This is a genomic window from Archangium sp., from assembly GCF_057119385.1.
This window is the reverse complement of the sequence record NZ_DBNGVP010000132.1, coordinates 23,162-36,665: the sequence shown is the minus strand read 5'-3', so window position 1 is coordinate 36,665 and position 13,504 is coordinate 23,162. Positions and strand designations below refer to the sequence as shown.

12 protein-coding genes are annotated in these 13,504 nt (G+C 68.9%); 3 read left to right on the top strand and 9 right to left on the bottom strand.

The window, feature by feature from the left end:
- A partial coding sequence (locus AC16DP_RS32370) for an AMP-dependent synthetase/ligase (protein WP_483956914.1) occupies positions 1–1,790 on the bottom strand: 1,790 nt, incomplete at its 3' end.
- 87 nt (positions 1,791–1,877) lie between these two features.
- Here AC16DP_RS32370 and AC16DP_RS32365 point away from each other — a divergent pair.
- The 3 genes from AC16DP_RS32365 (at position 1,878) to pyk (ending at position 4,706) form a co-directional block, all read left to right on the top strand.
- Positions 1,878–2,228, top strand: coding sequence for a hypothetical protein (locus tag AC16DP_RS32365; RefSeq protein ID WP_329728084.1), 351 nt, complete (start codon positions 1,878–1,880; stop codon positions 2,226–2,228).
- Positions 2,229–2,348: 120 nt separating this feature from the next.
- The gene (locus AC16DP_RS32360; RefSeq protein WP_329728083.1) at positions 2,349–3,095 is read left to right on the top strand and encodes a bifunctional nuclease family protein; all 747 of its coding nucleotides are present in this window, start codon (positions 2,349–2,351) and stop codon (positions 3,093–3,095) included.
- 207 nt (positions 3,096–3,302) lie between these two features.
- Positions 3,303–4,706 (top strand): pyruvate kinase, encoded by a 1,404-nt coding sequence (gene pyk, locus AC16DP_RS32355; protein WP_329728082.1) that lies wholly within the window; start codon positions 3,303–3,305, stop codon positions 4,704–4,706.
- 142 nt (positions 4,707–4,848) lie between these two features.
- Here the strand turns inward: pyk and AC16DP_RS32350 are convergent, their stop codons facing one another.
- The 8 genes from AC16DP_RS32350 to AC16DP_RS32315 form a co-directional block, all read right to left on the bottom strand.
- Positions 4,849–5,532: a DUF7986 domain-containing protein gene (locus AC16DP_RS32350; RefSeq protein ID WP_329728081.1), complete on the bottom strand. Its 684-nt coding sequence runs from the start codon at positions 5,530–5,532 to the stop codon at positions 4,849–4,851.
- 14 nt (positions 5,533–5,546) lie between these two features.
- Positions 5,547–6,665 carry a glutamine-hydrolyzing carbamoyl-phosphate synthase small subunit gene (gene carA, locus AC16DP_RS32345; RefSeq protein WP_329728080.1) on the bottom strand — a complete coding sequence of 373 codons (1,119 nt, stop codon included), beginning with the start codon at positions 6,663–6,665 and terminating at the stop codon, positions 5,547–5,549.
- Positions 6,665–7,966 carry a dihydroorotase gene (locus tag AC16DP_RS32340; RefSeq protein WP_329728079.1) on the bottom strand — a complete coding sequence of 434 codons (1,302 nt, stop codon included), beginning with the start codon at positions 7,964–7,966 and terminating at the stop codon, positions 6,665–6,667. Before AC16DP_RS32340 ends, carA begins: the two co-directional genes overlap by 1 nt.
- Positions 7,963–8,856 (bottom strand): aspartate carbamoyltransferase catalytic subunit, encoded by an 894-nt coding sequence (locus AC16DP_RS32335; protein ID WP_329728078.1) that lies wholly within the window; start codon positions 8,854–8,856, stop codon positions 7,963–7,965. Before AC16DP_RS32335 ends, AC16DP_RS32340 begins: the two co-directional genes overlap by 4 nt.
- A gap of 15 nt (positions 8,857–8,871) precedes the next feature.
- Positions 8,872–9,288, bottom strand: a complete 417-nt coding sequence (locus AC16DP_RS32330) for a hypothetical protein (protein WP_329728077.1) — start codon at positions 9,286–9,288, stop codon at positions 8,872–8,874.
- A gap of 53 nt (positions 9,289–9,341) precedes the next feature.
- Complete coding sequence (gene lepB, locus AC16DP_RS32325; protein WP_329728076.1) at positions 9,342–10,586, bottom strand: signal peptidase I; 1,245 nt, start codon at positions 10,584–10,586, stop codon at positions 9,342–9,344.
- A gap of 6 nt (positions 10,587–10,592) precedes the next feature.
- Positions 10,593–12,404 (bottom strand): translation elongation factor 4, encoded by a 1,812-nt coding sequence (gene lepA, locus AC16DP_RS32320; protein ID WP_329728075.1) that lies wholly within the window; start codon positions 12,402–12,404, stop codon positions 10,593–10,595.
- A gap of 138 nt (positions 12,405–12,542) precedes the next feature.
- Complete coding sequence (locus AC16DP_RS32315; RefSeq protein WP_329728074.1) at positions 12,543–13,469, bottom strand: NAD-dependent epimerase/dehydratase family protein; 927 nt, start codon at positions 13,467–13,469, stop codon at positions 12,543–12,545.
- Positions 13,470–13,504: the final 35 nt, after the last annotated feature.

The window sequence follows — 13,504 nt, the reverse complement described above, 5'->3', positions numbered from 1 at the left end:
TCCGAGTACAGGGAGTCGATGAGATCCTTGTACCGGGCCTCAATGAGCTGGCGGCGCATCTTCATGCTGGGGGTGAGCGCGCCGTTGGAGATGGAGAAGTCCTCGGCGAGGACGGCGAAGCGCTTGATGGTCTCGAAGCGGGCGAGCCGCGGGTTCACCTCGCGCTCGATGACCTCGTGCAGGTGCTGGCGCAGGCGGGGATCGGCGGCGAGGGCGGAGAGGTCCTCGGGCCAGCCATTCTGGCGAGCGAGGGAGCGGGCCCGCTCGGGCTCCAGGGTGAGAAGCGCTACGAGGTAATTGCGCCGCTCGCCGAGGACGAGCGCATGGCCCACGGGAGCCACGGCCTTCAGCAGCAGCTCGATGTGCGCGGGCGCGGTCTTCTTGCCGCCGGAGGTGACGATGATCTCCTTCTTGCGGCCGGTGATGTGCAGGAAGCCCTCGGAGTCGAGGTGTCCCACGTCGCCCGAGTGCAACCAGCCATCCTGGAGCAGCTGGGCGGTGGCGGCGGGGTCCTTGTAGTAGCCCTGGCAGACGCCGCCGCCGCGCACGAGGATCTCCCCGTCCTCGGCGATGAGGACCTCCACGCCGAGCAGCGGACGCCCGAGCGTGCCCAGGCGCGTGGCGTCGGGGGTGTTGAGGGTGGTGGGCCCGCTGACCTCGGACTGGCCGTAGACCTCGCGGATGACGATGTCGAGCGAGGAGAAGAACTCGAGCACGTCGCGGCCGATGGGGGCGGCACCACTGCAGAAGAAGTGGGTGCGCTCGAAGCCGAGCCTCGAGAGCAGGGCCGGGAAGACGGTGCGGCGGGCGAGCTGGTACTGGCCCTCCAGGTACAGGGGCACGCGCTCGTGGCACAGGACGAGCGCGTTGCGCTGGACGGCCACTCCGCGGGCCCAGCCCACGGCGCTCTGGCGGGCGGCGGGCAGCTCGCGGAGCGCCTCCTCGAGACGGCCCTTGAGCTTCTCCCAGACGCGGGGCACGCCGAAGAAGACGGTGGGCCGGGCATCGCGCAGGTCCTCGGGCACCTTCTCCAGGGAGCGCGCGAAGTACACCTCCGCCCCCACGAGCAGGGGCCCATGGATGCTGAGCATCTGCTCGGCGATGTGGGCCAGCGGCAGGTACGACAGGAGCGCCTCGTCGTCCTCGGCCATCCGGGTGGCGCGCATGAGGTGCGTGGCCGTCCAGACGAGGTTCTGGTGGCTGAGCATGACGCCCTTGGGGTTGCCGGTGGTCCCCGAGGTGTAGATGAGGGTGGCGAGCCCCTCGGGCTGGAGCGCGTTGACGGCGTCCCAGTAGGGCCCCTCGTCGATGCCGGTGCCGCGCGCCAGCACCTCGGCGTAGCTCAGCACGCCCTGCGGGAGCGGGGCCTCGGGAGGGTCCAGGATGATGATGTGGCGCAGCCGGGGCACCCGCTCGCGCACGGCGAGGGCGGTGGCCAGGTGCTGCTCGTTCTCCACCACCAGGTGGCCCGCCTCGCAGTGCTCCACGAGGTATTGGACCTGCTCGGGGCTGCTGGTGACGTAGACGCCCACGGGGACGCCGCCCAGGGCCATGGCGGCCAGGTCCGCCACCAACCACTCCTCGCGGTTGAAGGACAGGAGGGGCAAGGCGCTTCCCCGCTGGAAGCCCAGCGAGCACAACCCCAGGGCGAAGCGCTTCACCCGGGTGGCATAGTCGTGCCACGAGGTGGGCACATACGTGCGCCCCTTGCGCGTCCACAGGGCCGGACGGTGCTGCCGCCGGCTGGCCTGATCATGCAGCGCATGCACCATCGTCCTGGGAGTGTCCATAGGGAATCCGAGGCTACTGAAACCATGTGGCGGCTCGCCACGGGCGTTGACAGGTCACCAGAGCCCTATGTATTCCGCGCCACGCACATGACGATCGATCTGACTTGCCAGAAGTGCGAGGGCACCTTCGAGCTGGATGTTCAGGATCTCATTGATGGCACGGAGAAGCTCGCCTGCCCTCATTGCAGTCAGAAGGCCCCCACGAACATCCAGGAGGACTTCGTCTCGGCGCTCACCGAGATGCGGACCCAGGTGGCCGCGCTGGGCAAGCGCTTCGCCGTCTCGATGGCACTGGAAACCGAGGAGCTGGAGGACGAGCTCGACGAGGACGAGGAGTCCGACGAGGACGAGGAGTCCGATGACGAGGAGCTCGACTTCGACGAGGACGAGGACGTCGAGGACGAGGAGGACTACGACGAGGACGAGGACGAGCGCTGACGCCCGCCCGTCTACCCAGCCCTCGCGGTTTTCGTGGGGTGCGGGACGCGTGAGGCTGGGGAGCAGGCGGGCACGAATCGGCGCCCTCCCGCCCCCGGCGCACATGCACACGTTTGCAGGGTGAAAACGTCCATCCCTGCCGCTTTCGTCCTCGCCCCGCTGTCCGCCGCGCTGCTCGCCCTGGGAGTGCTGCTGCTTCCCGGCTTTGGCGCTCCACCCGCGCACGCCACCGCCGCGACGAAGGACAGCGAGGCCTGCGTTCCCAAGCAGGGAGGAAATCCCGCCGCCTGCAAGGAGCTGGTGCGCCTCCAGGTTCGGGACGTGATTCCGCTCGTCGAGGCGCAGACGCATGCGGTGGTGCTCACCACGGAGGACGGGGCGCTGGTGCTGCCCATCTTCGTGGACGAGTCGGCCGCGGTGGCCATCGCCTTCCGGCTGGCGCACCTGAGGCCGCCGCAGCCGCTGTCGCAGGATCTGCTCGGCTCGGTGGTGACGGAGCTGGGCGCCAAGGTGACCGAGGTGCGCATCGACGACCTGCGCGATGACATCTACACGGGCCGCGTCTTCCTCGAGCAGGGCAAGCGCAAGGTGACGCTGGACGCGAGGCCCTCGGACTCCATCGCCATGGCGCTGGATGGCGAGGCGCGCATCATGGTGACGCGCAAGGTGCTGGACGAGGCCGGCATCAGCCGCGAGGAGATCGACGCGCTGCGCGAGGGCGGCCCGGGCGTGGGCGGCAGCGGCGACCCGAACCTGATGGACGAGCCGGTGCCGGATGAGCCGCCGATGGATCCGCACCACGGCCTGCCGCCGCCGGGCCTGGCCCCGAAGCTGGCGCCCGGCAAGACGGACGAGATCAGCCTCTGAGCAGGCGCTCACGCGAGAACAGCACCCCGCAAAGGCGAAAGCCCGGCCCCCCCTCCAGGGACGCCGGGCTTTCTCGCGACGTGGGCACGAAGCCGTGAAACCGAGGACTGCTTCCGCCGACGCCGTCGCTGTCGCCCGCGTTGGCGCCAAGTATTCCCGAGGACGCAAAGCTGTCAAGGCGGCGCCGGGCGCCTAGGATGTGCGTCCATGCGCAAGGCGAAGATCATCTGCACGCTGGGGCCGTCCTCGGACTCGGCCGAGGTCATCGAGGAACTCATCCGCTCCGGGATGAACGTGGCGCGGCTCAACTTCTCGCACGGGACGCACGACCAGCACCGCCGCCGGGTGAATCTGATCCGCCGGGCCTCCAAGAAGCTGGGCGTGCCGGTGGCCATCCTCCAGGACATCCAGGGCCCGAAGATCCGCCTGGGCAAGTTCGAGGGGGGCTGCCTGGAGGTGAAGACGGGCCAGACGGTGGTGGTGACCACGCGGGAGCTGCTGGGGCACGAGAACATCATCCCCACGCCCATCCGCTCGCTGCCCAAGGACGTGGAGCCAGGGCACCCCATCCTGCTGGACGACGGGCGGGTGCGGCTGAGGGTGAAGAAGGTCCAGGGCCGGGACGTGACCTGTACCGTGGAACTGGGCGGGCTGCTGAAGGACCACAAGGGCCTCAACCTGCCCGGGGCGCACGTGTCGGTGCCCACCATCACCGAGAAGGACGCGGAGGACCTGGCGTTCGGGCAGGAGGTGGGCGTGGACTACGTGGCGCTCTCCTTCGTGCGCACGGCGAACGACATCCATCAAGCGCGCAAGCTGGTGGCGAAGCGCAACACGCCGCTGATCGCCAAGATCGAGAAGCCACAGGCGGTGGCGGACCTGGACGCGATCTCGCGCGCGGCGGACGGCATCATGGTGGCGCGAGGTGACCTGGGCGTGGAGATGCCGCTGGAGAAGCTGCCGGCCATCCAGAAGCGCATGGTGCGCACGGTGAACCGGATGGGAGGCCTGGTCATCGTCGCCACGGAGATGCTGGAGAGCATGGTGAACAACGCGAGGCCCACGCGCGCCGAGGTGTCGGACGTGGCCAACGCCATCCTGGACGGAGCGGACGCGGTGATGCTCTCGGGGGAGACGGCGGCGGGCAAGTACCCGGTGCAGGCGGCGGCCACCATGGCGCGGATCGTCGAGGAGACGGAGTCCGGGGTGGTGAGGAACATGGAGCACCCGCCCTTCCCGGACGCCAAGGACGACATCTCCACGGGCGTGGCGGCGGCGGCGGTGGCGGCGGCCGAGCAGATGAAGATCGGCACCATCGTGGCGTACACGGAGCGGGGCCTGACGGCGCGGCTCATCTCCGAGTTCCGGCCCACAGCGCAGATCATCGCGCTGACGCCGAACCCGGACACGGTGAACCGGATGGCGCTCTACTGGGGCGTGAAGGCGTTGCAGGTGGGCCGCCTGCAGTCGACGGACGCGATGCTGCGGCAGGTGCGGCGGCTGTGCCACGAGGAGGGCATCTGCAAGGTGGGGACGCCCGTGGTGATCGTCGCCGGCGTGCCGCTCAACGAGCCGGGGCGCACCAACATGATGTCGGTCCATCGCATCTGAACCCGTTCATCCCAACCACCCTGACACATTTCCCCTCTCCCCCCGGGAGAGGATCCCCCCGTCGTTCAAAGGGGGGGGCAAGCCCCCCGGGGTGAGGGTGCCACGGGTCCAAGGTTGAACCCGTGAGCCCCCCTGTACGTCCCTAGCTCGCCGAGGCCAGCCAGGGCGTGGTCTGCGAGAAGTCGTAGATGCGCTCGATGGCGATCTGCTTGTAGCGCTCGACCTTCACGGCGCGCCGGGCGCACTCCCAGACGAGCTCCGCGGGAGGACGATCCGGCTCCTTCTTCTTGCGGCGCTTGACCTCGGCCTTGATGGACTTCACGGCGACGCGAGGGTGGAAGCAGAACGCCGAGGAGAACAGCAGGTGCCCGGCGAAGGGAATCAGCCGGGCCTCCAGCACATCGCCCGTCTCGAGGCCCGCCACGGTGCGGCGCTCGGTGACGTCGAAGTCCTTGCCGGAGAAGAGCTCACGCAGACGCACGAGGCCCTTGCCCAGCTTGCGCACCTCGAAGAGGCCGTGGACGGTCTCCGTGAAGCAGCGGAAGGCGTTGGCCTCCTCGGGCGAGGCGCCCTGCAGCCGCAGCTGGTACAGCTCGGCGGCGGGCGTCAGCTTGGAGATCGGCGAGACTCGATCGAACAGATAGAAGTCCAGGAAGGACGCCATCCGCAGCTCGAAGATCTTGTCGTCCTCGAAGACCTCGCCGGTGAGGCGGAGGTACTCCGCCTTGGCCTCCAGCAGGTCGGGCTTGCGTGACTCCTGGCTCCCAAAGGCGATGAGCTGATCGAGATAGGGCTGATACGACAGCGGCGAAAGGGGGGAGTCCATGGGGCTGCGAGATCCTACTCTCCGGCCATGAGCTTCGCGAAACGTGAGAACAGGTACCGGGCGTCGTGAGGTCCGGGCGAAGCTTCCGGGTGATACTGCACGCTGAAGGCGCGGGCGTCGGGGATGCTCAGCCCCTCGACGGTTCCGTCGTTGAGGTTGATGTGGCTCACCACCGCCTTGCCCTTCACGCTCGCATCATCCACCGCGAAGCCGTGGTTCTGCGAGGTGATCTCCACCTTGCCGGTGGTCAGGTCCTTGACTGGCTGGTTGGCCCCCCGGTGGCCGAACTTCATCTTGTACGTCCGGCCGCCCAGGGCGAGCGCCAGGATCTGGTGCCCCAGGCAGATGCCGAAGACGGGCACCTTGCCGAGCAGGCCGGCCACGACCTTGTCGGCGCCCTTCACGGCGGCGGGATCTCCCGGGCCGTTGGCGAGGAAGATGCCGTGGGGCTTCTCGGCGAGCACGGCCTCGGCGGTGGTGCCGGCGGGCACCACCTTCACGCGGCAGCCCACATCCACCAGGAAGTGGAGCATGGAGCGCTTGAGGCCGTAGTCATAGGCCACCACGTCGAAGCGCAGCTCGGGGGCGGGACGCTCCACCTCGCCGAGCAGGTTCGGGCTGGGGGTGGTGAAGAGGTAGGGCTCCTGGGTGGACACGCCGGTGGCGAGATCCAATCCCTCCATGCCGCGCGCCTTGCGGGCCCGCTCCACGAGCGCGGCCGGCGAGTGGTCCTCGGTGGAGATGACGCCCATCTGCGCGCCGTGCGTGCGCACGTGCCGCACCAGGCGCCGGGTGTCGATGCCCTCGATGCCCACAATCCCATGGCGCTTCAGGTAGACGTCGAGCGTCTCCTGGGCGCGCCAGTTGGAGTGCTGCTCCGAGGAGTTGCGCACCACCATGCCCACGGCGTGCGGCTTCACGGACTCCTGATCCCCGGGGTTGGCGCCCACGTTGCCCATCTCGGGGTACGCCATGGTGACGATCTGCCCGACGTACGAGGGATCCGTGAGGATCTCCTGGTAGCCGGTCATCGACGTGTTGAACACCACCTCACCCACCGTCTCGCCGGAGGCGCCGAGCGCGCGACCCTCGAAGGTGGTGCCATCCGCCAATGCCAGCACTGCCCGCTTCATCACCTGGACTCCTTGATCTGACCGTCCTCGAAGACGAGCCGCCCGGACACCCACGTCTGGGCGACCCGGCCCGTCAAACGCCGGCCATGGAAGGGGGTGTTCCGGCTGCGGGAGAAGAACCGCGCCGAATCCACCGTCCACTCCGCGTCCGGCTCCACCACCGTGACGTCCGCTGGAGCCCCGACGGCCAGATGGCCGCCCGGCAGCCCGAATGCCCTCGCGGGCCCGTCCGTCAGCAGGGCCACCGCCCGCTGCAGGCTCATCACGCCCTCGCGCACCAGGGAGAGCGTCAGGCCCAGGGCCGTCTCCAGCCCCACCACGCCATTCCACGCCTTGTCGAACTCCACCTGCTTCTCCAGCACCCCGTGGGGCGCGTGGTCCGTGGCGATGGCGTCGATGGTGCCGTCGACGAGCCCCTCGCGCACGGCCTCGATGTCGCGGCGGGTGCGCAGGGGCGGATTCATGCGGGCGTGGGTGTCGTAGGCGCCCACGGCCTCGTCATCCAGGATGAAGTGGTGCGGGGTGGCCTCGGCGGTGACGTTGAGGCCGCGGCGCCTGGCCTCGCGGATGAGGCGCACGCTGCCCTCGCAGGAGACATGGGCGACGTGCAGCCGCCCCTTCGTCTCCTCCAGGAGCACCATGTCCCGCGCCACCATGGCCACCTCGGCCGAGGGGGGGATGCCGGCGAGGCCCAGGCGCGTGGAGGCGCGGCCCTCGTTCATCACGCCCTTGCCCGAGAGCGTCAGATCCTCCTCGTGCACCATGACGGGGAGGTTGAAGAGCTGGGCGTACTGGAGGGCGCGGCGCATGAGGCCGGCGTTCATCACCGGGCGGCCGTCGTCGGTGATGCAGACGCAGCCGGCGCCGACGAGCGCCCCCATCTCCGCCATCTCCTCGCCCTGGAGGCCCTTGGTGATGGCGCCCGCCAGGTACACGTGGCACAGCCGCGCCTCGCGGGCCTTGGCCTTCACGTACTCGCTGACGAGCACGCTGTCGTTGACGGGCTTGGTGTTGGGCATGGCCACCACCGCGGTGAAGCCGCCCGCCACCGCCGCCATGCAGCCGGTGAGGACCGTCTCCTTGCCCTCCTCGCCCGGCTCGCGCAGGTGCACGTGCAGGTCGATGAAGCCCGGCAGCACCAGCTTGCCCGTGGCGTCCACCACCCGCGCGTCCCGCACCTTCAGGGGCGCCTCGGACACCTCGGCGATGACGCCGTCGCGCACCAGCACGTCCCGCACACCGTCCACGCCGTTGCGCGGATCCACCACCCGCCCGCGGCTCAGCAGAATCGTCGAGCTCACCGGCACACCTCCTCGAGGATGGCGCGGCGCACGGCCACACCATGCGCCACCTGCTCCAGGATCACACTGCGAGGCCCATCCGCCACCGCGGGGGCGATCTCCACCCCCCGGTTCATGGGACCGGGATGCATCACGAGCGCCTCCGGCTTGAGCCGCTCGGCGCGGGCGGCGTTGAGCCCGTACATGCGGGAGAACTCACGCGCCGACGGGAAGAAGTTCTCCCCCTGCCGCTCCGACTGCACGCGCAGGCACATGACGGCGTCGGCGCGGGGCAGCGCGGCGTCCAGGTTCGTGGTGACCTCGGCGCCGAAGGACTCCAGGCCGGGCGGCAGCAGCGTGGGCGGGCCGCACAGCACCACCTTCGCGCCCAGCGTGGTGAGGCAGTGCAGGTTGGAGCGGGCCACGCGGCTGTGGAGGATGTCCCCCACGATGAGCACCGTGCGCCCGTCCAGGCTGCCCCAGCGGCGGCGCAGCGTGAAGGCGTCCAGCAGCGCCTGCGAGGGGTGCTCGTGGGTGCCGTCCCCCGCGTTGACGACGGCGCAGCGCACGTGGCGCGCCACCAGGTGCGGAGCCCCCGAGGAGCGGTGCCGGATGATGAGCGCCACCGGGCCCGTGGCCTCGATGTTGCGCACCGTGTCCAGCAGCGTCTCGCCCTTGGAGACGGAGGAGCCCGCCGTCGTCCAGTTGAGCACCTCGGCGCCGAGCGCGTGGGCCGCCATCTCGAAGGAGGTGCGGGTGCGCGTGGAGTCCTCGAAGAAGAGGTTGGCGATCACCCTGCCCCGCAGCACGTGCGAGGCATCCGGCCCACCGTGCAGGTGCGCCTCGGCCCGGCCGAGCAGCGCCTCGATGTCCGCGCGCCGCAGGCCCTCGATTCCCAACAGGTGTCTCATCGGTGCCCCTGGGCGCTACCTACCGGGAATGCCTTCCTTCACCACATGGAAGCGCAGGACCCGGATGTGTTGGGTGGGCTTCAACTGCACCTGGCGCGTGTACTCCACCTCGATGCGCACCTCCGGCGAGACGGTGCTGCGCTCGATGGTGATGTTCTCGTCCGTCAGGCCGAGCCCGGGAACGAGGACGTCCTGGTCGAACTTGTCCGTGTCCCAGTGGTTGCCCACCTGGCTGGTGCGCTCGATGATCACCCGGCGCAACGAGTCGTCGTCGGACGTCGGGGCCCGGTTGAAGGCCACCGCGACGGCTTCCTTCACGTCGAAGTTGTCCGCGTACACGGGGAGGAGCATCACGCTGAAATAGAGCCCCCCCGCGACGAGGGTGAGGAGCACCAGGCCGCCAAAGCTGATCTTCCCTGAGGGATGACGCATGAGGCCCCCGCGTAGCAGCGGCACGCGCGGGGCGTCAAGCATCGCGGCGGGTTTCAACGCACCGGCTCGAACAGCCGGTCGGTCCGCAGTCCGGTGCCCTCGAAGAAGTTGCTGAACCAGCCGCCATACCCGAGGGCCATCCAGACGACCATGGCCTTGCCCTTGATGTGGCCGTACGGGACGAACTCCACGCCCCGGCCGGAGCCCAGGCCGTAGCGGCTGTCCAGGCTGTTCTCCCGGTTGTCACCCATGACGAAGACGTGGCCGGGGGGAACGACGTACGGCCCCTCGTGCTCCATGCGGGCCACGCTCCCCGGCTGCAGCACCGAGTGCACCTTGCCGTCCAGGTTCTCGTGGTACAGCCGCAGGTGCTCCGGGTACCAGGGCGTGTTGTCCTGCTTGTTGTAGACGATCTGGTCCTCGTTCACCAACGTGCGCGGCTGGGGCACGCCGTTGATGAAGACCTCGCCGTTGATGAGCTCCACCTTGTCCCCGGGGATGCCCACCACGCGCTTGATGAAGTCCAGATCCTGCTGCACCGGGTTGTTGAAGACGATGACGTCTCCCCGCGCCGGCGGGCGGACGATCTGGAAGGGCACGTAGTTGGTGTACGGCAGCCGCACCCCATAGATGAACTTGTTGATGAAGACCTGATCGCCGATCTCCAGCGTGGGCAGCATGGAGCCAGACGGGATGCGGTACGGCTCGATGATGAAGACGCGGATGATGACCGCGATGGCCAGCGCCTTGGCGAAGCCCGAGACCAGGTCCCCGAGATCCTGCTTGCGGAAGGCCCCCAGCAGCTGGGTGGCCAGCGTGTCGAGCGCCTTCGTCTCCTTCTCCAGCCGCTCGGCGTCCCCGGCCAGCGAGGCGGCCTCCACCTGCATGGCCTGCTCGGCCAGCCGCGTGGACGACTCGGCGGGGATCTTCCCCGGGACGCGCTTGTGGATGCGCTCGATCTCCCCGATGAGCTCACGCGCCTCGTGCCGCAGGTGGCGCAAGCGGCTCTGCCTGGGCAGCGCGAAGCGCAGCACCATCAGCCCGAGGAAGTAGAGCAGCATCAACCCCGCCAGGCCCTGCATGAGCGGCTGGGCCCAGCTGGCCGAGGCGGGCACGAACTCGATGAGGATGATGTAGGGGATGAGCGCCACCCCGAGGACCACCAGGGGCGCCCACAGGCTGGTGAGGAGCTCGCGCCACAGCAGCGCGCGGCTGGCCTTGAGCTGCTCCGGCGTCCGGCGGGCGGCCATGGAGGCCTCGAGCCCCTCGGCGGTGTTGGTCGCGCTGGTGGTGGACATGGTGACCTATTCCTCCGTCTTCAGCACCGCGAGGAACGCCTCCTGCGGGATCTCCACCGAGCCCACCTGCTTCATGCGCTTCTTGCCCTCCTTCTGCTTCTCGAGGAGCTTGCGCTTGCGGCTGATGTCGCCGCCGTAGCACTTGGCGAGCACGTTCTTGCGGATGGCGGAGATGGTTTCACGCGAGATGATCTTCGCGCCGATGGCGCCCTGGATGGCCACCTCGTACATCTGCTTCGGGATGACTTCCTTGAGCTTCTGGCACACCTCGCGGCCGCGCTGGTAGGCGCGCTCCTTGTGGACGATGACGCTGAGCGCGTCCACCGGATCCCCGTTGATGAGGATGTCCAGACGCACCAGGTCCGCCTCCACGTAGCCGGCCAGCTCGTAGTCGAGGCTGGCGTAGCCGCGCGTGACGCTCTTGAGCTTGTCGAAGAAGTCGAAGACGACCTCGGCCAGCGGCATCTCGTACGTCACCTGCACGCGCGTGCCGCTGCTGCCCAGGTACTTCATGTCCTTCTGCACGCCGCGCCGGTCCTGGCACAGCTTGAGCACCGCGCCCAGGTAGTCGTTGGGCACGTGGATGTGGCAGGTGAGGACGGGCTCCTCGAACCTGGCGATCTTCTGCACCGGCGGCAGCTTGGCCGGGTTGTCCACGTGCAGCACCGCGCCCTGCGAGTCGGTGATGCGGTACACCACCGAGGGCGCCGTGGTGATGAGCGACAGGTTGTACTCACGCTCCAGACGCTCCTGGACGATCTCCATGTGGAGCAGGCCCAGGTAGCCGCAGCGGAAGCCGAAGCCGAGCGCCGTGGAGGACTCGGGCTCGTAGGTGAAGGCCGCGTCGTTGAGCTTGAGCTTGCCGAGCGCGTCGCGCAGGCCCTCGTACTGCTCGGAGTCCACCGGGAAGATGCCGGAGAACACCATGGGCTTCACTTCCTTGAAGCCCGGGAAGGGCGCGTCCGTGGGACGCAGCTCCTCCGTCACGGTGTCACCCACCTTGGCGTCCTGGAGCTCCTTCACGTTGGCCACCAGCACGCCCACCTCGCCGGCCATCAGCTGGGGCACCGGGCGGGAGAACGGGCTGAAGACGCCCAGCTCCTGCACCTCGAAGACCTTGTTGTTGCTCCACAGCTTGATCTTCTGCTTGAGCTTGAGCGTGCCCTCGAGCACGCGCACCAGCGTCACGACGCCGCGGTAGTTGTCGTACCAGCTGTCGAAGATGAGGGCCCGGAGCGGGGCCGCCGGATCGCCCGAGGGCGGCGGCACGTTCTTCACCACCGCCTCCAGGATCTCCTTGATGCCGATGCCCTCCTTGGCGGAGGCCGGCACGGCGACGGAGGCGTCGATGCCGATCACGTCCTCGATCTCCTGGCGCGTGCGCTCCACGTCGGCGCTCGGCAGGTCGATCTTGTTGATGACCGGGATGATCTCCAGGTTGTGATCCAGCGCCATGTAGACGTTGGCGAGCGTCTGGGCCTCGACGCCCTGGGAGGCATCCACCACCAGGAGGGCACCCTCGCAGGCGGCGAGCGAGCGGCTCACCTCGTAGGCGAAGTCCACGTGTCCCGGGGTGTCGATGAGGTTGAGCACGTACTTCTGGCCGTCGTTGGCGGTGTAGTTCATCCGCACGGACTGGGCCTTGATGGTGATGCCGCGCTCGCGCTCCAGCTCCATGTTGTCGAGGAACTGGTCCTGCGCCTCGCGCTTGGTCACCGTGCCAGTGGCACCGAGCAGGCGATCGGCCAGGGTGGACTTCCCATGGTCGATGTGGGCGATGATCGAGAAGTTTCGGATGTGAGCGTTGTCGGCCGGCATGGGTAGGGGGGCCTCGGGCTACGTCGAAGCCGGCTTGAGTAACACCGAACCCCACCAAAATCCATGCGTCCGCGCACCCGGCGTGCAACCAGAACGACGCCGGGCCGGCTCCCCTCCCCCGCAGGGTGGACGGGGGGGCTAGCGGGAGGTGTGCTCGCGGAAGAACGACACCGTGCGGCGAAGCCCCTCGGGGAGCTCCACGGTGGGCTGCCAGCCGAGCACCCGGCGGGCCAGGGCGTTGTCCACGCAGGAGCGCAGCTGCTCGCCCGGCTTGCCGGGGGCATGGAGGGCGGGCTTGTCCACCCCGGCCGACTGGGCCAGCAGGGTGTAGAGCCGGTTGATGTCCGTCTCCACGCTGGTGCCGATGTTGATGGCGCCCGAGTAGTCCTTCTCCACCGCCAGCACGTTGGCCCGCGCCACGTCCTCCACGTAGACGAAGTCGCGCGTCTGCTTGCCCTCGCCGTAGATGGTGCACTCGCGGCCGCCGAGCAGGCGCTGGCAGAAGATGGACACCACGCCGGCCTCGCCATGCGGGTTCTGCCGGGGGCCGTACACATTGGCGTACCGCAGGGCCACGTAGTTCAGCCCGTACTGGGCCTTGTAGTAGCCGAGGTACAGCTCACCCGAGGCCTTGGAGACGCCATACGGCGACACCGGCCGGGTGGCGTGGGTCTCGGGCGCGGGGAAGACGTCCTGCTCGCCGTAGATGGCCCCGCCGGTCGAGCTGAACACCACCTTCTGGACACCCGCCACCCGCGAGGCCTCCAGCAGGTTGAGGAAGCCCAGGATGTTGGCCTCGGCGTCGAAGCGGGGATCCTCCACGCTGCGGCGCACGTCCATCTGCGCGGCCAGGTGGCACATCACCTGGGGGCGCTCGGCGCGGATGAGCTGCGCGGCCTCCGGGGCCCGGATGTCCATGACCTCCAGACGCACCCGGGGGTCCAGGTTCTCCTTCTTGCCACTCGACAGATTGTCGAGGGCGATGACCTCATGCCCCGCGCGCACGAAGGCGTCGCACACGTGCGAGCCGATGAATCCCGCACCACCAGTCACCAGGACTTTCAACGTGCCGCTCCCGCCACTCCCAGGTGGCCATCCAA